General features: G+C 42.8%; 21 protein-coding genes and 1 riboswitch. Of the genes, 8 read left to right on the top strand and 13 right to left on the bottom strand.

Translation table 11 applies throughout. From position 1 onward, the window contains the following. Window positions 1–117 precede the first annotated feature (117 nt). The 3 genes from FKV70_RS02065 to FKV70_RS02055 all read right to left on the bottom strand — a co-directional run bounded on the left by FKV70_RS02065 (window position 118) and on the right by FKV70_RS02055 (window position 3,388). Window positions 118–1,485, bottom strand: coding sequence for an ABC transporter substrate-binding protein (locus tag FKV70_RS02065; protein WP_142611688.1), 1,368 nt, complete (start codon window positions 1,483–1,485; stop codon window positions 118–120). 119 nt (window positions 1,486–1,604) lie between these two features. After that, window positions 1,605–2,426: a carbohydrate ABC transporter permease gene (locus FKV70_RS02060; RefSeq protein WP_142611687.1), complete on the bottom strand. Its 822-nt coding sequence runs from the start codon at window positions 2,424–2,426 to the stop codon at window positions 1,605–1,607. After that, a complete protein-coding gene (locus tag FKV70_RS02055) occupies window positions 2,423–3,388 on the bottom strand; it encodes a carbohydrate ABC transporter permease (RefSeq protein ID WP_142611686.1) in 966 nt (321 codons plus the stop codon). Before FKV70_RS02055 ends, FKV70_RS02060 begins: the two co-directional genes overlap by 4 nt. Before the next feature lie 193 nt (window positions 3,389–3,581). Between FKV70_RS02055 and FKV70_RS02050 the strand changes: the two genes are divergently transcribed. Next, window positions 3,582–3,902 (top strand): hypothetical protein, encoded by a 321-nt coding sequence (locus tag FKV70_RS02050; protein WP_142611685.1) that lies wholly within the window; start codon window positions 3,582–3,584, stop codon window positions 3,900–3,902. A 111-nt stretch (window positions 3,903–4,013) separates the two neighbouring features. Here the strand turns inward: FKV70_RS02050 and FKV70_RS02045 are convergent, their stop codons facing one another. After that, window positions 4,014–4,391: a hypothetical protein gene (locus tag FKV70_RS02045; protein ID WP_142611684.1), complete on the bottom strand. Its 378-nt coding sequence runs from the start codon at window positions 4,389–4,391 to the stop codon at window positions 4,014–4,016. 495 nt (window positions 4,392–4,886) lie between these two features. On the opposite strand from FKV70_RS02045, the gene FKV70_RS26020 reads away from it, so the two are divergent. Further along, entirely contained in the window at window positions 4,887–5,060 is a 174-nt protein-coding gene (locus FKV70_RS26020; RefSeq protein ID WP_013369893.1) for a hypothetical protein, read from the top strand. Between the two features lie 371 nt (window positions 5,061–5,431). Then, the gene (locus FKV70_RS02040; protein ID WP_142611683.1) at window positions 5,432–6,217 is read left to right on the top strand and encodes a polysaccharide deacetylase family protein; all 786 of its coding nucleotides are present in this window, start codon (window positions 5,432–5,434) and stop codon (window positions 6,215–6,217) included. A gap of 55 nt (window positions 6,218–6,272) precedes the next feature. On the opposite strand, the gene FKV70_RS02035 is transcribed toward FKV70_RS02040, so the two are convergent. The 5 genes from FKV70_RS02035 to FKV70_RS26330 form a co-directional block, all read right to left on the bottom strand. Continuing rightward, window positions 6,273–7,586, bottom strand: coding sequence for a prolyl oligopeptidase family serine peptidase (locus FKV70_RS02035; RefSeq protein ID WP_142611682.1), 1,314 nt, complete (start codon window positions 7,584–7,586; stop codon window positions 6,273–6,275). A 97-nt stretch (window positions 7,587–7,683) separates the two neighbouring features. Then, the gene (locus FKV70_RS02030) at window positions 7,684–8,568 is read right to left on the bottom strand and encodes an AraC family transcriptional regulator (RefSeq protein ID WP_142611681.1); all 885 of its coding nucleotides are present in this window, start codon (window positions 8,566–8,568) and stop codon (window positions 7,684–7,686) included. Window positions 8,569–8,989: 421 nt separating this feature from the next. Next, complete coding sequence (locus FKV70_RS02025) at window positions 8,990–9,706, bottom strand: complement C1q domain-containing protein (protein ID WP_142611680.1); 717 nt, start codon at window positions 9,704–9,706, stop codon at window positions 8,990–8,992. A 224-nt stretch (window positions 9,707–9,930) separates the two neighbouring features. Further along, on the bottom strand, window positions 9,931–10,887 hold the full coding sequence (locus FKV70_RS02020; RefSeq protein ID WP_142611679.1) for an IS30 family transposase: 957 nt from the start codon (window positions 10,885–10,887) through the stop codon (window positions 9,931–9,933). 260 nt (window positions 10,888–11,147) lie between these two features. Beyond that, a complete protein-coding gene (locus FKV70_RS26330) occupies window positions 11,148–11,261 on the bottom strand; it encodes a YjcZ family sporulation protein (protein ID WP_081276706.1) in 114 nt (37 codons plus the stop codon). 216 nt (window positions 11,262–11,477) lie between these two features. Between FKV70_RS26330 and FKV70_RS02010 the strand changes: the two genes are divergently transcribed. From FKV70_RS02010 to FKV70_RS01990, 5 genes are all read left to right on the top strand, one after another. Continuing rightward, on the top strand, window positions 11,478–12,269 hold the full coding sequence (locus FKV70_RS02010; RefSeq protein WP_142611678.1) for a polysaccharide deacetylase family protein: 792 nt from the start codon (window positions 11,478–11,480) through the stop codon (window positions 12,267–12,269). 122 nt (window positions 12,270–12,391) lie between these two features. After that, window positions 12,392–12,715 (top strand): hypothetical protein, encoded by a 324-nt coding sequence (locus FKV70_RS02005; RefSeq protein WP_142611677.1) that lies wholly within the window; start codon window positions 12,392–12,394, stop codon window positions 12,713–12,715. 75 nt (window positions 12,716–12,790) lie between these two features. Continuing rightward, window positions 12,791–13,420 carry a class F sortase gene (locus tag FKV70_RS02000; protein ID WP_244310612.1) on the top strand — a complete coding sequence of 210 codons (630 nt, stop codon included), beginning with the start codon at window positions 12,791–12,793 and terminating at the stop codon, window positions 13,418–13,420. A 46-nt stretch (window positions 13,421–13,466) separates the two neighbouring features. Beyond that, complete coding sequence (locus FKV70_RS01995; protein ID WP_142611676.1) at window positions 13,467–14,591, top strand: amidase domain-containing protein; 1,125 nt, start codon at window positions 13,467–13,469, stop codon at window positions 14,589–14,591. Window positions 14,592–14,662: 71 nt separating this feature from the next. Then, a complete protein-coding gene (locus FKV70_RS01990; RefSeq protein WP_231116710.1) occupies window positions 14,663–16,156 on the top strand; it encodes an oligosaccharide flippase family protein in 1,494 nt (497 codons plus the stop codon). Window positions 16,157–16,218: 62 nt separating this feature from the next. Here FKV70_RS01990 and FKV70_RS27050 read toward each other — a convergent pair whose 3' ends face one another. The 4 genes from FKV70_RS27050 to groES form a co-directional block, all read right to left on the bottom strand. Next, window positions 16,219–16,344, bottom strand: a complete 126-nt coding sequence (locus FKV70_RS27050) for a kelch motif-containing protein (RefSeq protein WP_142611675.1) — start codon at window positions 16,342–16,344, stop codon at window positions 16,219–16,221. A gap of 185 nt (window positions 16,345–16,529) precedes the next feature. Continuing rightward, window positions 16,530–17,084, bottom strand: a complete 555-nt coding sequence (locus tag FKV70_RS01980) for a DUF1003 domain-containing protein (protein WP_064795429.1) — start codon at window positions 17,082–17,084, stop codon at window positions 16,530–16,532. Window positions 17,085–17,395: 311 nt separating this feature from the next. Continuing rightward, window positions 17,396–17,568: riboswitch (M-box (ykoK) riboswitch) on the bottom strand. A 248-nt stretch (window positions 17,569–17,816) separates the two neighbouring features. Beyond that, on the bottom strand, window positions 17,817–19,445 hold the full coding sequence (groL, locus tag FKV70_RS01975) for a chaperonin GroEL (RefSeq protein ID WP_013369880.1): 1,629 nt from the start codon (window positions 19,443–19,445) through the stop codon (window positions 17,817–17,819). Window positions 19,446–19,518: 73 nt separating this feature from the next. Then, window positions 19,519–19,800 (bottom strand): co-chaperone GroES, encoded by a 282-nt coding sequence (gene groES, locus FKV70_RS01970; RefSeq protein ID WP_007429271.1) that lies wholly within the window; start codon window positions 19,798–19,800, stop codon window positions 19,519–19,521. Window positions 19,801–19,876 lie beyond the last annotated feature (76 nt).

Genomic DNA, 19,876 nt, shown 5'->3' with positions numbered 1-19,876 from the left:
AAATGCAAAAACGGATCGAATAAGTGAGGGGGTCACTCATTCGATCCGTTATTTCATAAAATCAGCTAATAAGGGGGCACATTTACGAATTATCAGCTGATTTTAGGGGAGGGCTGACTATTTTTTCACCGTTTGATTGTATTGCGCAATTTTGCCTGTAATTTCTTGTGCAGCTTGGTCCAAGGCCTGTTTTGGCTGCTGTTGACCACTCAGAACAGCTTCGATCGCACCTTCAACGATTTGACGCGCTTCTGGGAATACACCCATCACTGCGCCTTGTGTAGCGGTGGATTGTGCTGATGCGTGCAGCTGGTCAACGGCTGTCTTGAATTGCGGATATTTTACCATGTTATCTTTGAGTACCTTCTCGTCATAAGCTGCTTTCGTAATCGGGAAGTACCCGGTGTTCACACTCCATTGTGCCTGTACTGCTGGGGAAGCGACGAATTTAATGAACTCCCATGCTGCCTTTTGCTGGGCCTCAGGCTTGTTGTTCATGATGTATAAGCTCGCGCCGCCTACAACCACGCCGCCTTCTTTTGCTTCATTGGCTCTTGGCAGGAATCCTGTGCCTACTTCGAATTTATCGCCAACCTGCTCCACAATATTACGCAGCGAAGCGGTGGAATCCAGTGTCATCGCAATTTGTCCTGCGGAAAAAGCTTTCGCCGTGTCGTCCGAGTTACGTCCCAGATTGGATACGACCTTTTCATCGATCATTTTCTTCCACCATGTCAGCGTTTTTACACCAGCATCCGAATTCAGCAAAGATTCCGTAGCTGCTTGCTCGCGTCCGTTGCCATTATTCACATAGTCCGCGTTTTGATTGGCGAACAGTTGCTCCATAAACCAGCCGTAGATGGCAATGGATGCACCGGATTTACCATTCTTGCTCAAGGCTTTGGCGGCTTTTTCGAATTCATCATACGTTTTCGGAGGATTAACTGGATCAAGTCCTGCGGCTTTGAAAGCATCTTTGTTGTAATATAAAATCGGGTTTGACGTATTGAACGGCATGGCGTTCAATTTACCATCAATCGTGTAGTATCGTGTAATATTCGGTTCAAGCTGTGACAAATCGAACTTATCTGCATCAATAAATTGTTGCACAGGTGTGATCATTTTGGAATCGATCATGAATTTACTGCCGATTTCGTATACTTGAATGATGTCCGGTCCACTATTAGAACCCAGTGACGCTTTCAGTTTATTCAAGCTATCATCGTATTTGCCTTGATATACTGGCTCTACCTGAATGTCCTTATGACTAGCGTTAAAGTCAGCAGCAATTTGCTTGATTGCTTTTTCACCGTTGCCGGACATTGAATGCCACCAAGTCAGCTTTATAGGTGAAGCCGCTGCAGTCCCCGTATCATTACCATTACTCGGCTTCTCCGCCGCTGTATTGTTGCTACAACCTGCTGCAACCACCATAGCAGTCAGAATAAGCAGGGTCAAAGCACTTTTCAAACGAAAAAATCTCATAATCTCTCTTCTCTCCCTTTGATTAAATGATTCTTGAATGAAATGTTCGTACCTCTTGTGAGTTAAAGCTTTGTATATAGGCTGCTTACGCAGGTGTTGCTGTTCTTTTGCATCTATAATTAGCCTTTAAGCGCACCTGCTGCCATTCCACGCACCAGCTGTTTGAGTCCAAAGATCAGCAGGAGCAGAGACGGTAAAATGACAAGTGCCGTACCCGCAAACACGAGATTCCATGAAGTCGATTCCTGAAATTCGAGCATGGATATACCGATCTGTACAGTACGCATATTCTCGCTATTCGTGACCAGCAAAGGCCAGAGATATGAATTGTACATGTTCAGAAATGAATACACAGCCAGTGTACCGAGCGCAGGGCGCGATAACGGGAGCACATGAAACAGGAAATATCGGATATGTCCGCACCCATCCATACGAGCAGCCTCGAACAGTTCCTTGGGAAGCTGGAGAAAAAATTGCCTTAACAGGAATGTACCGAATGCCGTCGCCAGAAAAGGAACCGTCAACCCTTGATATGTATCAAGCCAGTTCCAGCTTCGTACCGTCAGATAGTTGGGAATAATGGTAACTTCCCAAGGGATCATCATCGTGGCGACAAACATGCTAAAAATGAAGTTTTTCCCCTTGAATTCCATTTTGGCGAAGGCATAGGCCGCTAGGCTGGCTGTAATCAGTTGTCCAATCATTGTCAGACCCGAAATGAGAAAGGTATTGCCGATAAAAGCTGCAATCGGAACGATTTCAAACACTTCACTAAAATTGGCCATATGAAAGGAATGCGGGAAAAAGCTTGGTGGGTAAGCACTTGCTTCCTCTGGTGGCATGACCGCCATAAAAAATGTATAAATCACCGGATACAAAATCAGAGCGGCTGCAATCGTAAGCAGCACATACAGTAATGTTGAATTCAGGTGTTGTTTCATTGATAATGCACCTTTCTTTCCACCCATTTAAACTGAATCATCGTAAGCAGCAAAATGACGGCAAACAAGACAATGGCCTGCGCACTTCCTGTTCCGAACCGGAAATTAACGAAAGCTTCCTGATAAATGGAATATACGAATACATTCGTACTGTTCACGGGACCACCTTTGGTCAAAATATTAATTTGAGCAAAAGACTGGAAGGCACCAATGATGGAAACTACGGTCACAAAAAAGATCGTCGGTGATAGCAGTGGCATCGAGATACGCCAAAACGTGACCAACGGTCCAGCTCCGTCCATTTTGGCACTTTCGTACATGTCATCCGGAATCCCTTGAAGTCCGCTCGATAAGATTATGTAATTGAAGCCAAGATTCATCCAGATGGTCATGATGGCTACGGAGAACAGCGCCCAGTCCGGGCTGGTCAACCACGGAACCGGATTGATATGTAACAGGGAAAGCACATAGTTGAACATCCCCAGTGTGGGATGGAAAAGAAATTTCCAAATGACCGCTGATGAACCTACCGACAATACCATAGGCAACGAAAATGCAAATTGAAAGATGCGCATTCCACGTAATTTACTGTGTGTAATTGCCGCGAGTACTAGCGCCAGTAAAATGCCTACAGGTACCGTTAATACCGCAAAAAGCAGCGTGACTTTAATCCCTTGCAGAAATTGACCTGAACTGAACAGCATAGCAAAGTTATCTAGCCCCACATAATTTGCAACATTTCCTGCAGGATCTGTAGAATGTAAGCTGAGATATACGGACTTTATCATCGGGTAAAACATAAATACAGCAAACAAAATAAGCGATGGAGCCAAAAAGGTATACGCCAGCGCGTTTTCGCGCAATCTTTGAATTTTTAGCGAACCCGTGCGTATGCGAGCTTTAGACGATGTCCGTTGCTGGCTCCTCGTCCCCAGTCCCAAAGATTTGTTAAGTTCACCCAAAACGGAACGCCCCTTTCTTTTCAAACCAACCTCAGTAAGTGTATCGTTTTGGTGTAAAGGGAACATCAAGTGGACTGGAGTAAAATGTTAATGTTTTGACTCTTTGTAAAACCTATCTTACTAGGTACCTGCACAAGGGCACAGGCTTCTGCATACGATATATCATTATTATGAGTATGGAGGTCAGAGGCGAATGCCGTACAACACCGTCAGTCCGAGAACTTTATACCAGGCTAGACCTGAATTTCAACAAGAAATCAAGAAAGTCCGCGATCAAATACATCATCAAATGGGCCCCTACATGAATCGTACAGTCAGGGTACAAACGATGGATCATCATGTGTATGAAGGAACGATTGTGCATATGGATGCGGATCATCTGTATCTGAGAGTCCCTCAGCAGTATCATTCACCTTCCCCAGGCACTCCTACCCCTTATCGTTCCTATGCCTACAACAATGTCATTCTGCCGCTGGTGCTATTTAATTTGTTGGTTATAGTCCTGTTGAGCTAGCGCTTAATCCATGCCATCTGTTTAACTAAAGACAAAAAACCTCCAAATCCGTAAGCAGCCTAATGTTGGCACATTACGAAGTTGGAGGTTTTAGTTATTTGTGTTCCATAATTATTGGTTCTTACAGGAGATGCCTGCTTCCTGCTCTAGTACGGCTACAAAACGATCGATACGCTCTCCATTGGGAAGGAGGCAGAACACCTCATTCTCCCCCCGATGGATCAGCAGGACGTTCCCCCTAGTATCCGACAAATCCTTTTCCAGCTTAGCCAGCGAAATATGGTGATAATTAATGAACTTGACCCAAGGATGATCCATAGTGCAGGAATAGAAGATGATTCGTTGGGACGTTACTGCCAGCATTCCACAAAGCGATATCTTCTCGGAGTTTTGCTGCCAATCATACGTACACCTAATGCAAGATCGGATGTGTTCGCCAGCTTCTAACGTCAGACTAATGGCTCGCATCTCTTTTTCATCTGTTGTCATCCCATCTCATCTCCTGTTCGAAGTTCAGGAATGAGTCGCAGCTCCATGACCTCAAATCAGCTTTTGCGACTTATCCCGTTGACTTCCAAGATATGTACAACTTAACATGGGCACAGGATGTTATCAACAAGCAAGCTAGCCCTGCTATAATTCAGCAATCATATCTTGCTATGTACTATACTATCTTTTGCCTCAGACGCTTCCTATACTAAACTCACTTGTCAAATCCTAAAAAGGCTTCCTCTAGTTTATTTAACTAGGAGAGAGCCTTTTTATCTATCTTGTATATGAAATGTTTACGTTAAACACCTATTATAATTAATATGTTTGTAATTGTGAGGTTGCTGAACTGTTGTTAACATATAAAAATAATTTGTTTGTAGAACTAAAGTAACCATTTACTTTAACCCAAGTAAATGACAAGGTTGCACGAGCTGGTCTTGAGTCAGTCTGTTTAGGTTGATCCACAACTAAATTAAATTGGAGGTATATTCTATGTTTGATGAATTATTTCTTCATGAAATGTCTTTAGTTTTTCTCTTAGGAAGTGAGTTACTTCTCTTCATTTTTGCTCTTATTTTTATTATTTGCACTTTTAAAAATAACAAAGCATTGCATCAATTGGATGAGATTTTGGCAGAAACAACACACCTAATAAAATCGAAATAAAGGAGAGGATTCTGATAGGTACCTGGACTATATCTGTAACCATAATCTACTGGTTCTGCTTTATCCATATTTTTATATGTTCATGTGCAATGATCTACCTCTTTAAAATAAGAAAAACCAATAAATTATTTCAAAGAAAAATAGAACTGCTCAGTAAGCATATAGAAATACTAAAAGAGCAACTAAACAAAAAATTTTAATTTGCTTTCGTTAATTACAAATACCATATTGATTCAACTTAAATCGATTGTATCAGCAGCTTCTTTACAATTAAACAGAATAACCAAATATAATTTTCAGAAATGAGGAATGGTGCACGCTTCTTCTAGGCAAGCTAATGTGAGAATACATTAGAACGGAGAAGAAGCCTGATGAAATATAACCGTTTGCTATGTGCTGGAATCGCTGTTTCTTTGCTGTGGGTCAGTCCTTGTCCCATTCTATCTAATGAACAAAACACCTCATACGCCTCCCCCGCTCCTGCAAAGGGAAGAGCCTATTACGAGGAACGGGGCGACATTGTATGGGAAGTTCCTACCCATCGTAAGCTCATCGCTCTCACATTCGATGACGGACCGGACGTTAGCAATACACCTGCCATTCTCGATTTACTTCGAAAATACGATGCGAAAGCGACCTTTTTTGTTGTCGGCAGCCGTGTAGAAAAGCTGCCGCACCTTGTAAAACGGGAACGAGAGGAAGGCCACGAAATTGGCAATCATACCTTCCTTCATTCATCCTTTCAGCATATCTCTCGCAACAAAGCTCTGTCCGAACTGGATCAAGGTCAGGCGAGTATCGTTCAGGCAACTGGTGCGGGGACCCATCTGTTTAGACCACCAGGAGGCTCTTATAACGATTCACTCGTCAAGCTAGCCAAGGAAAAGGGGCTGAAAATTATTTTATGGTCCTGGCATCAGGACACCCTAGATTGGCGAAAGCCGGGCGTACACCGTATTGCTAATAAGGTGCTCCGCAACGCCCGTAACGGCGACATTGTCCTCATGCACGATTTTGTACATCATAGTACACAAACCGTTGAAGCCCTGAAGATTATTCTCCCTGAGCTCAAGAAAAGAGGTTATTCCTTCGTCACTGTATCTGAGTTACTCTCTAATCGAGAAAAGCCAGACGGGCTAATTGAGGTCAATAAGTGAAAGAAACAAGAACAACAAGATTAGCTAAAATATGCAGGAGGCCTCTCTATACTTTTCAGTCCAATGTTTTGGAGGCCAGCCATTGCATCATCGTTGTTTTCTTTCCGTTAATCACCTTCGATACTTCGTTGTTATACACGTAAATCCAGGACCAGTGGCCATTGTATTCATACGGTGTTTTGTCGCTTTTCTTGTACAAACCAGAAGTATCCACTACGTTATCAAATAACGACATATGGACATCCTTTGCTCCGGCATTCACTAAACGATTGTAGGTCGGAATCATATAATCGTTGGGTGGAACCACGGTATCGGTTTTGGCAGCCACAAACCAGATCGGAAGATCCTTCATATCGTTAATTTGTTCATCGGTGATAAGGCTATCCTTCAAGGCTTCACACGCCACCACAGCTGCTGCAAAATAGTCTTTATAATCACGGATCAGCAGCATCGTCATGTATCCGCCGTTGGAGTCTCCGCCAATGTAGATTCGGTCTGTATCAATGTCTTTGTTCTTGGCCACGTACTCCTTAATTAAGGACATCAGGGCTTGCTCGTACTTTGAGGTTCCGTCACCAAAGCCTGTAAAACCATCCATCCAGTAGGTTGGGGTCTGCGGTGCCAGCACATAAGCTCCGCCAAAATAAGATTGAATATCCTTAGAGGCAAAATTCGCTGCTTTATTACCCGAAATTGGAATCGTCGGATCTGTACCTCCCTCTCCCATCCCGTGCAGCCAGATCACCAAAGGGTTTTTCACTTTGTCTTTTGCTGGTGCATAGTCCGCATAGGTTAAAGTAACCCCATCAAAAGTCGCTTTGCCAGTTGTAAATTGATCAACAAGCTTCCGAATTTCACCTGAGGAGGTGTCAATTTTCAAGCCGGAAATCGTTCCTGATTGGGTTTTAATAGCCTTTTGCTGCGTGATTGTGTATTGGTTATCATTCCATCCGTTAAAGCCGGAACCTGTATCATAATGAATAGCGGAGCCCAATGTTAAGGCCGGGCCGATTTCCATTTCCAGCACAACGTAGCTTCCTGTTTTCTTTACAGGGTTGCCGCTTTTGTCCGATACATAGGCCTTGGTGACCTTTCTGTTGCCTTTTTCAATAAAGGAATTTACCAACCTATTGTCGCTTCTTTCCACATGTACCTTAAATGTTTCCTTGGTTATCGCATCTTTGGGTATCGGCTTACCCAGATTAACAATGATCTTCGTAATGGTTGCTCCCCAATCCTTAACCTCCGCAACCGTCCGGTATGAGGTGGGCTCCTTGGCCCATGCACCAGAGTTGAAAGCAAGGGTCGTACTGACAGCTAAAGTAAATAACATAGTGGTTTTAGCAACCGTTCTAAACTGTTTAAACATAGATGACTTACCTCCCAGATCCATTAGTAAAACGCTTACATAAATAATTTTAACGATTTTTTTATTTACATCCTGCCTTTTATTAGCCTAATTCAGGTCAATTACTGACTCCTGGCTGCAGACGCTCCTTGTGTTTTTTTCGATATTGATGCGGTGTCGCCTGATACACCTTTTTAAATACCCTGACAAAGGACTTCTCGTTCGGAAATCCGTGTTCCAGCGCAATTTGTAGGATTGAATGATCCGTATTCATAAGAGCACGGAAAGATTTCTCCAGACGGATGGCATTGATATATTGAAACAGCGTCATACCTACATGCTTTACAAAAAAACGGGACAAATATTCGGGAGACAAACCAAAAACCTGGGCTATGGAATCCAGGGATAGGCTCTGATCGTAATTTTCTTTGATATAATCGGTGATCAACGTCAGCCGTTCCAAATATTTGTTAGTGTTAAAGCCAGGGACCGATTCGTTGTCCATTTTAAAATGCATTAATAAAAGGTATACCAGTTTATAAGATAGTGACGTTAAATGGATATGTACTAAAGGGTCATTGTGCTGGTTGAGGTAAGCTACAAATAATGTGTTTAATAGATCACGCAGTTCCTTAAAATGCTGTAATCGCTGCTCGTTGCTTTCGAAAATGGATATGCAATCAAATAAAATAGGATTACTGCCCTTCGTATTTTCTCTAATAAATCCTGAAGGAATCAGAATGGTTATAGCCTCTCTCCCATTGCCCTTAGCCACAGAAAAGGAATGAATAGCATTCGAATTAATGAGCACAATATCTCCTTTTTTAGAGCTGTAATTCGTGCCATCTATATAGATATTGTCGATGCTTCCTGAAAGTACATAGGATATTTCGATACTGTCGTGCCAATGTCTAGGTATGTATGCTGGTTCATTAGAAGAATGAACTATAATTTTCAATGGAAAATGGTGGTCTGCCTGAACCAGCTCATATTTATATTCCAAATTTGTCGCTCCTCTCAGATGTGAACATAATACCTCCCTCTCTCCATAAACAAAAAAACCTAAGATAACAAAATACATAAGATCCCGAGATCTTAACATTTTGTTCCTTAGGTTTTGCCTGCGCTTTGCATAACAGTAACAATCCTAATGTTATTCATTTTCATTTAACTAAGCTAAGTATATAGAGAGTTAAAATTCATGTCAACGCTTTCAATCAAGGCGTCCAACTGCCTAATTATCTTTCGACTTTCAGGAACAGAAAGCAGCGACAATGTCCTTAGTCACATCGTCCGCTGCTCTCCAACTACATCCTTTTGGCTTTATCCCATTCAGGGCTTCTCTGAAAAATTAGACAAACTGACCGGATAAAAGACATAAACCTTAAACCTTTTACTGAATAAGTTACTACTAAGCAACAATATTAAGGCGCCAACTTTAATATTGTCATCGTTGTATTAATATTATTGTGCAACTGGGCAGGAGTTGCATTGGCATTTACCAGTTGTATTGTAGTTGGAACAGTTGTAACGGTTATGATAACCTCAGCTGCGGTAGGTCCCCCACCATTCCCTGTGAAAGGTAATGGTGTTATAGGAGTTCCGTTAACAGTGAGATTGAATGCCGCATCACCCTGGTTGTGAATAGAAAATGAGATGAAGTAGCTCCCCGTCTCGTTAATGGTTATTGTTGGAGATGGAGGAATGAAAGTAAATGCACCACCAACATTCGCTAAAACCCCAGTAAAGGTAATTGGTGAGTTGCCCGGAACTGTGTCAGTCCCCGTACCAGGATCTGCTCTGAAAACACTTAAGAAGTCTGATATCCCGGCGCCTGCAGGCCCTGCTGGCCCCGTTGCTCCTGCTGGCCCTGCGGGTCCTATTGCTCCTGCCGGTCCTGTTGCTCCTACTGCCCCTGCAGGTCCGGGAATTCCTTGAAGACCTTGAGCACCTGGAACTCCTTGTGGACCTGGCAATCCCTGTGGACCTGGCAGCCCCTGTGGTCCTTGGGGCCCTTGAGGACCTTGAGGACCTTGAATCCCTTTAACAATGACCTTTGGTAAAACTTTGATTTTTTTAACTGTACATCTTCTAAATTTTCTCCGATGCATTTTGTTTTGCCAACAATGATGTCGAAACATAATTAATGATCACCTCCAAAGTCTAGTCAAATTAGTTTATTGTGCAATGAACTAAAAAGATTGGGCTGTTGACTTCATCTAGGAAAGATAGGCATAGGCTTGACCCTATCATGTTTGGTTTATTACAACTCTTCCATTAGAGGCTTATTCAATTCAATGGATTGACTGGATGGAGGGACGTTAACACGTCCCTCTTTAATTTGATTTATGTATAAGACGGATTGTCAAGCTAAGTGCGACAGTTCCTCTGAAAAGGATTCGTGAGCGGTTCTCCAACCCAAGCATTTTCGTGGTCTATGGTTGATCAAGCGCAGAGCAGTCTCCAAGGCTTCATCCGTGATTTGCGCAAAATCTGTCCCCTTGGGAAAAAACTCTCGCAAGAGGCCATTGGCATTCTCATTCGAGCCGCGTTGCCAGGAAGAATACGGATCTGCGAAATATACCTGTAGGCCATGAGCTTCTTCCAGGCTGGCGTAACAGGCGAATTCCTTGCCACGATCTGCAGTAGCGGTTTGAAATGCACCGTCAGGGTACTGCGAGGCTACTACACCAAAAGCAATTTCCATGGACAAAGCTGTACGGTCAGGCATGGGAACGGCGGTGTACAGTCGGGTCTTGCGTTCGATGAATGTAGCTACGCAGCCCTTGCTTTTCCCACGGCCCGAGACGACCGTATCGAGTTCCCAATGACCGAAGGTTTTACGGGAACGAACCTCTTTCGGACGCTGAGAGATGGTCTTACCCACAGCGAACTTGCCGCGTGTCTCTACAGGCTTCTGCCGTTTACCTTTGTGGCGTAGGACGGCAAGCACTCCTTTCACCAAACGGCCTGTATATAGCCAGCGATAGATGGTTTTAAAGCAGACCACAGGGTGTCCCTCTTGACGGAGTCGTTCTACGATCTGCTCGGGAGACCACGTGGCATGAAGCTTTTCTTCAATAAGGACCGACTGCTGTGGTGTCCATTTTCCGGCTGGGACGGAGGACTTACGTCGCTGGACATAGCTCTCCTGAGATCGCTCGGCACAATAGGGCTTCTGCGTTTCATTTCGACGGAGTTCTCGGCAAATGGTGGCATGATGCCTGCCCAATTCACTGGCAATGGCTCGAGCACTTTTCCCCTGCTGGTGGAGGATTTCTAGCTTGCTGCGCTCGATTATGCTAAGATGTGTGTAGCTCATGGTGGATTCTCCTTGTGTGAATGTGGTGTAGGAACCTTCATTCTACACGAATCCGGCCATGGGCCATTTTTTATTTATTTCCCGTAGGTGTCGCACTTCATATTACAATCCGTCATAAGAAAAAAAGAGCAAACTGCAAAAATACACCCCCTAGAATTCATCGGAATAACCAAGAAGGTTTCCAATGTCTATTCTAAGGGGTACACTTCAACAGCCAGTAGGGTGTTTACACCATTTTTAATAGAAGTTATTTAGCAAAATTAAACCCAGAATGATTTAGTGATTATAACCAACAGAATAAAAAGTACCAAGATTGCTGCTGTAGAAGTCCACATACCGCCAACACCTGGAGTGTTATTATCACATGCTCCCATAGCCCTAACCTCCTTTACTCGTTGTACAATTCAATATATGCATAAATACATTCTATGACAGGGCATTCAGGTAAGTAGATAATAATTTTGCCAACCCATTAAAAGATTAGATCATACAGCACATATCCTAGTCTATCGATGCTCTAAGATAGTCGAATAAAGCACACTTCTTCATGGCAACCTAACCTAAAAACGTTAGAACGGAGATTAGGCCCGATGAAAAACATTCGATTGGTGTCTTCTGCCATCGCTGCTTTTTTGCTGTGCTCCAGCTCCTTCCCTACTCCATATGTGATCGCACAGAACACCTCAAACGTCTCTCCTGCACATACAAAGGGAAGATCCTATTATGAAGAACGTGGCGATATTGTATGGGAAGTTCCTACTCATCAACCCAAGGTAATTGCTCTGACTTTTGATGACGGACCGGATACAAGTAACACGCCGGCTATTTTGGATTTGCTTAAGAAATATGATGCTAAAGCGACCTTTTTCGTTGTTGGTAGCCGCGTAGAAAAATTTCCTGACATTGTAAAACGAGAGCTTAAAGAAGGGCATGATGTCGGCAACCACACTTTTCATCATCCATCCTTCCATCGAATTTCCCGTGATAAAGCTTTATCTGAGGTTGACCAGGGTCAAGCCAGCATTGTTAAGGCTACAGGAACAGAAACTCACTTTTTCCGTCCACCAGGCGGTTATTATACAGATTCACTCGTCGAACTTTCTAAAGAAAAAGGGCTAAAAATAATTTTATGGTCCTGGCATCAAGATACCTTGGATTGGCGAAAACCTGGTGTGCAACGCATCGCCAACAAAGTACTCCGTAATGCTCGTAACGGCGATATTGTTCTTATGCACGACTATGTATATAAAAGTACACAAACTATGGAAGCCTTGAAAATCATTTTGCCTGAGCTGAAAAAAAGAGGCTTTACCTTTATAACTGTTTCCGAACTGCTTGCGACTCACAAGATTCCCGAAGGATTTATTGAAGTGAATAAATGACTTCATTTATGTAAAGTCCAATATAACTACCTTCTAGGAAATACTTGGCTACATGAAAAGCTCTTGGTACGGAAATTATATTAGGGATTAACAATTAACAACTATTCAAGGAGGCAAATATCATGAAAAAAGCAATATTGGCTGTTGCATCTCTGGCAGTATTTATGTCTGTAGGATCGATGGCATCTGCATCTGCGCCCGCAGAAAAACAGGAACACAAAATGCACCAACAACAGGCTAAGAGCCATACGAAAAAAGAGCACAAAATACATGCTAAGAGCAAGCATGAGAAAGCTCACAAGCTGCATGCACGTGAAGCTGCACCTGCCAAAATGATCGATGGAAAAACAATGCATACGAAAAGTATTAAAGCTAAAAGCATTAAAGCAAAGGCTACTAAATTGCCAAAAACAGGATTTGGTGGCGCAAGCGAGCAAATGAATTAGGAGGGACAAAAGAGAGAGGATCAACTAAACCCCTCTCTCTTTCTTCATATGAACAAAAAGTGGATCATTTATTTTATGGTGCTATTGATTTTATTGGGAACCACATGCTGTTCGCTCACAGCTAAAGACCAAAGAAAAATTCCCACGAATCAGCCAGTTAAGGTTAAAACTCAAGCCTATAAAATCACAAAAAATTCTTTACCTGTTAAAAAAAATTATTTTCCCGGGATCATTCCACATAAAATCGATATTCCAGCGGTTCGTATTCATTCAATTATAGAACCGGTAACTTATTTAGAGAATGGCCAGATGGGCGTCCCAGATAAAACAGACCGAGTAGGGTATTTATCTAACCATGTGTTGCCAGGTTCAGCAGGTAATGCAATTATGGACGGGCATGTCGATACATACACGGGTCCAGCAGTTTTTTATCCTCTAAAAAAACTGAAAAAAGGCGATTATGTGTATGTAACTGGCGATAATGGTTGCAAGCTTCAATTTGTAGTGGAGTCCGTAAAGTTTTACCTCACCCCCGAAGCACCGATTCAAACGATTTTTGGTCCTACAGAAGAGCACCGTTTAAACTTGATTACCTGTGCTGGGCGCTACAGTCGAAGCAAGAAGGAACATGAAGGGCGATTGGTCGTCTTTACCAAATTAGCACACATGAATTCAGCCTGTGAGAAACTTATGATACAAAAGTAGGGCATTTTCAAAAAACAATTTACCTTTCCAAGGAGAATGAATGCAGGTGCTTAGAATCAAAAAATTACACTTACTGTGCATGATCTTGCTAACGATCCCCGCTTGCAGCTTCATTAATTTTCATGCACAAGCCGAGCCAGTTCAGAAGGATAACGTGGTCCCTTTTCTTCAAGAATTGTTTGAAGACCGTACCAGATTATTAATGGATCAGGATAAAAAGCATATCGAGGACCATTACTTGTTAAAAGACAAACGAAGTAACTACGAATATCTTCATGAAATCAATAGAGCCGAATACATTCAAGAATGGGCCAAGCATCGTAAAATAAAATTTGTGAATGCGGAAAGCTCCATTAGGATAGCTCGTATAGAAGTACTGGGTGACATGGCAAAAGTGTCACTTGTCCAATCCTTGAAATTGAGTTATGAGTATGTAAATAGCTATCCCGGTCAGCATGATTTTGGAATTGGAACACGGCATGGCATCACACTAAGAAAAAAGGATAATCGTTGGTACGTGGAACGGGAATGGTATTCAGATCCTTTGGAAGAGAACCCCAAAAAAATCGAAAAAAGCGATTTGCATTTCATTGCCAATAAAGCTGTATTAGAGCCAACAAAGATTATTAATAAATACAACCGATCACGAGCCGTTGACTATGCCAACAAGTATGCAGGAATAACATGGGGGGCAGGAAATGGTCAGCGCTACAACCAAAAATACCTGGATTACAACTCTAAAGGAGGAGACTGCACTAACTTTTCCTCTCAAGTTATCGGAGACAAGGAGGAAGGCGGAGGACTTCCTATGAGATCTGGATGGCATTACTCCTATGGTAACGGTGGGAGCCAAGCATGGGTTCAGACGGATGCATTTAAAAATTTTCTTATACGCTCTGGGTATGGCAGGATTATCGGACAAGGAAGCTTTTCCAATGTCGTCCAATCCGTCAATGACTTACAGCAGCAACCCGAAAAACCCCAGCTACTTCCAGGTGATTTGATTGCTTACGTTTTAAGAGGAGATGTAGATCATTTCTCTGTTGTAGTAGGATTTGATCAGAGTGGCTATCCTTTAATCAACTCCCATACTGCCGACCGTTTTAAAGTACCTTTTGATTTGGGATGGGACAAAAACACCAAGTATTTGTTGATTCACATACGAGATTAAGTATCATGTTCATACCCCAACAGTTGCTGTCATAAAATGATAATGGACAACTTCTAATGGGGGAAAAAAATTTGAAATTACCTCTTATCTTAAAACAAACCATGGTAAGAGCTAATGCAATGATTGTTGTGAAAGCCATAGGTTTGGTCGGAAAAGTATTTATGACACGGTTTGTTGGAGCAGAAGGAATGGGGCTTTATCAGCTGGCCTACTCCTTCTATAGCTTAATACTAATGATTATTTCTGGAGGATTGCCGACAGCTCTGGGTATGTTTACAGCTAAGTATACAGCCAGAGGCTGGCGGCTATTTAAGTTTTTTGCAGTTTTCATGATTCTCGCGGGAATAGCATGTAGTGTCCTGGTCTTTCGCCTTTCAACGCCAATTGCTAATTTGCTTGGTTATCCGCAGCTCAACTTTGCGATTCGCTACCTCTCTCCTGCTATATTGGTCGTTCCCTTGTTAAGTTTACTGCGCGGCTATTTGCAAGGGCTTGAAAGATATACCACCATTGCCCTTTCGGAAATTATCGAACAATCCGTGAGAATTGGTACCTTAATGTGTATGGTGCCGCTATTTATTCAATCTGGCATTGAGTTTGCTGTAGGCGGAGCAGTACTTGGGACTTTTACAGGCGCGATCGTATCGTTTGCTATTCTTTCTGCTTTCTTTATATATAATCGTCCCGTAATCGGGTTATCCCCCTCACCTCTTCCATCTATTCGAACGGATTTGCCTTTGTTAGTACAGGCTTCACTTGCTATCGCCCTTACACGCTTACTTATTCCTGCTTCCGACTTTATTGATGCCATGATCATCCCTCAGCGATTACAGGTTGCGGGGGTTTCGCCCAAAGAATCAGCCGAGATGTTCGGTACTGTTACTGGCATCGCACTGGTTGTCGCTTATATGCCTACTTTGATTACAGGCTCCCTAACCCATACACTCACGATGAAAATAACTGCAGATTGGCAAAATAGGCTATATCATTTATTCTACAAAAAGAGCTATATTGCCATGCAAATAGCATGGGTCTGGGGATTAGCCTCAGGTTTTTTCATTTTTAAATACGCTCCGGAAATTTCCTTATATATTTTTGGAATACAAAACGCTGCAAATCCGATTAAGTCGTTAGCAATGTTACCATTAGTTGTCGGATTACGGGAAGTGACTACAAGTATTTTATGGGCAAAAAATCGAAAGAAAACTCCTTTTATTGGCCTCTGCATTGGCGTCCTTTCCAATTTCATGATCCTCTACACCCTACTGGCTATCCCCAAATTTGGTTATATCGGAATGTGTGTGGGAGTCATAATGATGGAATTAGTCTCCACACTCTGGAATTTCCACGCTCTACAGCTCTTACAGAGGCCTAAATCACACACAATTATCTTTTTATTAATGGACGTTCTGATTTTCGAAGCCATTCTAATTATGTGCACACTATGTTCCAAAGCTTTAACCCTACTTAACTGGTCAGAATCCATCATTATGGTTGTAGAGATTATCCACTTTTGCTGTTGGTGTACCCTATTCTTAAAAGTAAAATTAAAAGCACTTGCATAAAAAAGGGCTCCCTCGCGGGAGCCCTGCTTATTTACAAGGACGTGTTAATCGTGAGTCAACGATTAACAATGAGCGCAATGAGAATTGGAAATCACTTTTGAAAAAGTGACCGTCTCATTATAGCCACCAATTACATAAATATCATTTCCATAAATAACGGAAGTTGCTGCAGCACGAGCCGTAGGCATGCTACTTCCCGAGGCCCAGTATTATTTTCGAATCATAAATTTGTACATCCTTATATGGGCTTGATCCTGAAGAATCACCGATATATCTACTCTAAATTTAAACTGATTCGAAAGAAATAAGATTCGTTAATCTGAATCGATTGAGGTAAAAACTTCTCTACGGGGCCTCTATATAATCTAAAGTGTCATTTGTGTTCTTCATTCGGTTGTTTTAGAACAAGTAAGAGTTTTTTAATCTCAATCAGTTCGCCTTCGATCCGATGAAGGTGGCTCTGCATATCGTCAATCTCTTGTTCGGCTTTGTAGTTGATCGCGAAGTCAATGATCGATTCATGCTTATCCCTTGCAGCTTGGCGGTTCTGACTCATCATAATGACCGGAGCCTGAAATGCTGCGATAAAGGACAAACACAAGTTCAACAAGATAAATGGAGGTTCATCGAAATGAAAGCGAGTAAACGGCAAGCTGTTCAAGAGTATCCAGAGGGTCAGAAAGATAGCGAAATAAGTAATAAATCTCCAACTACCGCCAAATGATGCAATCCGATCCGCAAGACGATCTTGCCAGCTTGTTGTTCTTTGGTACGCTTCATCTAAATGAGAAAGAATGCTATTTTCGTAACTATCGACTAGACGATCAATACGACGAGTATTTTCCTGATTCAATTCAATATCAAAGCCTTGAATATGAGTAGCATTTTTATTTTGCTGTTTTTTTTGAAAAAAATTCATTTTTGACATGTCAACTGCCTCCTTGTTTTAAGGCAGTCGGGTCCAATACTAACCCGTAGGAAAGGAGTAGCAACCATACTCAATTATGGTATCTAGTTTTAACCCGACTACCAATAGACTCACTGGTTCTGGATCCGGTTCAGACGAACTTCGACTATTCATTGAATGGTTCAACCCCTCTCCCTTAACATGTTGTGGGCTCCATATTTTACTGATCACACTGGAGCCAGATCATTGCCAATACCTGCACATTGAAATAAAAACGCCCCTCAGCTCAACTGAAGGGCGCAGTTCTGCATGCAAGATAAAGCATACAAATATCCGATTCCCCCCAGTCGAGCTTTAGCACTATACGACGTAAAAGAACCAAAGTTCTTTAGCCACATTAAGAAGAGCCTTAATCCGGCAATTCCTGTTATACCCATTGGCATCTTTCGATGTTTCCGGGCAGTGGCTTATGTTCATATAGGAGCCTCACCTAACGAGGACATCAATATTTCCTTAACAAAGCATACTGCTGTCCAAATGTGCTGTCAACCCAAATATACTTACTGTCATAAGAGCATCCCTAAAAACAATAAAATACCCTACCAGCACTAAGCCAGAAAAAGCAAAGAGGCTTCTCAAAAGTTCGGAGAACTAATGAGAGCCTCTAAAAAACAGACTGATTGTTAACAAATCGTTAACAAATCAATATAACAACCCCTCAAACCCTTGGTGCAACAAGGGTTTTTGGTTTTATTACATCATGCCGCCCATGCCGCCCATGCCGCCCATATCAGGCATTGCAGCCTTTTCTGGTTCTGGCTTGTCAGCGATCACTGCTTCAGTAGTCAAGAACATTGCTGCTACGGAAGCAGCGTTTTGCAATGCATAACGAGTTACTTTGGCAGGGTCTACGATACCAGCTTCGATCATGTTTACCCAGTCACCAGTAGCTGCGTTAAAGCCTACGCCAACTTCTTCGCGTTTCAGACGCTCAACGATTACAGAGCCTTCTTCACCTGCATTAGCAGCGATAGTGCGAATTGGAGCTTCCAGAGCGCGCAACACGATGTTCACGCCTGTTTGCTCGTCGCCTTGCAGTTCAACAGCTGCAACTGCTTTGTATACGTTCAGGAGCGCTACACCACCACCGGATACGATACCTTCTTCAACCGCCGCACGGGTTGCGTTCAGAGCATCTTCGATGCGCAGTTTGCGTTCTTTCAATTCTGTTTCAGTAGCCGCACCGACTTTGATTACTGCTACGCCGCCGGACAATTTAGCCAGACGCTCTTGCAGTTTCTCTTTGTCGAACTCGGAAGTAGTTTCTTCCAGTTGTGTACGGATTTGGCTAACACGAGCGTCGATGTCGGCTTTGTTTCCAGCACCGTCAACCACAATCGTGTTTTCTTTTGTAATACGCACTTGACGTGCTGTACCCAGTTGGTCCACAGAAGCAGTTTTCAGGTCCAGACCCAATTCTTCTGTGATTACTTGACCGCCAGTCAGGGCAGCGATGTCTTGCAGCATTGCTTTACGACGGTCACCAAAGCCAGGAGCTTTAACAGCTACAGCGTTGAATGTACCACGCAGCTTGTTGACAACGAGCATAGCCAGCGCTTCGCCTTCAATATCTTCAGCGATCAGAACGAGTGGTTTGCCTTGTTGTACGATTTTTTCAAGCAATGGCAGGATTTCTTGTGTGTTTGTGATTTTTTTGTCAGTGATCAAGATATATGGATTGTCCAGTACAGCTTCCATTTTGTCCGTATCTGTAATCATGTACGGAGAAATGTAGCCACGGTCAAACTGCATACCTTCAACTACTTCCAGTTCTGTTGCAAAACCGCGGGATTCTTCAACAGTGATGACACCGTCTTTGCCCACTTTTTCCATAGCTTCAGCGATCAGTTCGCCTACTTCATCATCAGCAGCGGAAATACCAGCTACTTGAGCAATGGATTGTTTGCTTTCGATTGGTTTGGAGATAGCTTGCAGTTCAGCAACAGCTGCTTTAACCGCTTTGTCGATCCCTTTACGGATACCGATTGGGCTTGCGCCAGCAGTTACGTTTTTCAAACCTTCAGTGATGAGGGCTTGAGCCAAAACAGTAGCCGTAGTCGTACCGTCACCAGCTACATCGTTTGTTTTGGTTGCTACTTCTTTAACCAGTTGAGCGCCCATGTTTTCGAACGCGTCTTCCAGCTCGATTTCTTTTGCAATCGTTACGCCGTCATTAGTGATGAGCGGGCTACCGAATTTTTTCTCCAGTACAACGTTACGGCCTTTCGGTCCGAGTGTTACTTTAACAGCGTTAGCCAATGCATCTACCCCGCGCAGCATGGAGCGACGAGCGTCTTCACTAAATTTAATGTCTTTAGCCATTTGTGATAAACCTCCCTATGGATTATGAATGATTTGTTTCAATTCCTATATTTAGGTCTTGTCCGGGTTCCGGTTAACCGATGATCGCGTGGATATCGCTTTCTTTCATAATCAAATATTCTTTACCTTCATATTTGATTTCCGTTCCAGCGTATTTGGAGAAAATAACACGGTCGCCTTCTTTTACTTCCAGAGGAATACGGGCACCGTCTTTCAATGCGCCTGCGCCAACCGCGATAATTTTGCCTTCTTGCGGCTTTTCCTTGGCAGAGTCAGGAAGTACGATTCCGAAGGAAGTCGTTGTTTCTTGCTCAATTGCTTCCACCAATACGCGTTCACCCAAAGGTTTGATCATGAAAAATAGCCTCCTTATTAAGTGTTTATCCTGTAATTTGGTTGTTATGTTGTATGTATTAGCACTCAACAGTCGT

Source organism: Paenibacillus ottowii (assembly GCF_006874425.1).
Taxonomy (GTDB): Bacteria; Bacillota; Bacilli; order Paenibacillales; family Paenibacillaceae; genus Paenibacillus; species Paenibacillus ottowii.
The sequence above is the reverse complement of the archived record's forward strand: the minus strand, read 5'-3'. Positions and strand labels throughout refer to the sequence as shown.

What these genes read in the sequence shown, in the direction of transcription:
- FKV70_RS26020 (WP_013369893.1), top strand. Translation starts at nt 4,887, where the DNA reads ATGTTTGATGAATTATTTCTTCATGAAATGTCTTTAGTTTTTCTCTTA.
- FKV70_RS27050 (WP_142611675.1), bottom strand. Translation starts at nt 16,344, where the DNA reads ATGCCTACGGCTCGTGCTGCAGCAACTTCCGTTATTTATGGAAATGAT.
- FKV70_RS02050 (WP_142611685.1), top strand. Translation starts at nt 3,582, where the DNA reads ATGCCGTACAACACCGTCAGTCCGAGAACTTTATACCAGGCTAGACCT.
- FKV70_RS02060 (WP_142611687.1), bottom strand. Translation starts at nt 2,426, where the DNA reads ATGAAACAACACCTGAATTCAACATTACTGTATGTGCTGCTTACGATT.
- FKV70_RS02045 (WP_142611684.1), bottom strand. Translation starts at nt 4,391, where the DNA reads ATGACAACAGATGAAAAAGAGATGCGAGCCATTAGTCTGACGTTAGAA.
- FKV70_RS02040 (WP_142611683.1), top strand. Translation starts at nt 5,432, where the DNA reads ATGAAATATAACCGTTTGCTATGTGCTGGAATCGCTGTTTCTTTGCTG.
- groL (WP_013369880.1), bottom strand. Translation starts at nt 19,445, where the DNA reads ATGGCTAAAGACATTAAATTTAGTGAAGACGCTCGTCGCTCCATGCTG.
- groES (WP_007429271.1), bottom strand. Translation starts at nt 19,800, where the DNA reads ATGATCAAACCTTTGGGTGAACGCGTATTGGTGGAAGCAATTGAGCAA.
- FKV70_RS02020 (WP_142611679.1), bottom strand. Translation starts at nt 10,887, where the DNA reads ATGAGCTACACACATCTTAGCATAATCGAGCGCAGCAAGCTAGAAATC.
- FKV70_RS02025 (WP_142611680.1), bottom strand. Translation starts at nt 9,706, where the DNA reads ATGTTTCGACATCATTGTTGGCAAAACAAAATGCATCGGAGAAAATTT.
- FKV70_RS01980 (WP_064795429.1), bottom strand. Translation starts at nt 17,084, where the DNA reads ATGTCAAAAATGAATTTTTTTCAAAAAAAACAGCAAAATAAAAATGCT.
- FKV70_RS02005 (WP_142611677.1), top strand. Translation starts at nt 12,392, where the DNA reads ATGAAAAAAGCAATATTGGCTGTTGCATCTCTGGCAGTATTTATGTCT.
- FKV70_RS02065 (WP_142611688.1), bottom strand. Translation starts at nt 1,485, where the DNA reads ATGAGATTTTTTCGTTTGAAAAGTGCTTTGACCCTGCTTATTCTGACT.
- FKV70_RS02010 (WP_142611678.1), top strand. Translation starts at nt 11,478, where the DNA reads ATGAAAAACATTCGATTGGTGTCTTCTGCCATCGCTGCTTTTTTGCTG.
- FKV70_RS02035 (WP_142611682.1), bottom strand. Translation starts at nt 7,586, where the DNA reads ATGTTTAAACAGTTTAGAACGGTTGCTAAAACCACTATGTTATTTACT.
- FKV70_RS02000 (WP_244310612.1), top strand. Translation starts at nt 12,791, where the DNA reads ATGGTGCTATTGATTTTATTGGGAACCACATGCTGTTCGCTCACAGCT.
- FKV70_RS26330 (WP_081276706.1), bottom strand. Translation starts at nt 11,261, where the DNA reads ATGGGAGCATGTGATAATAACACTCCAGGTGTTGGCGGTATGTGGACT.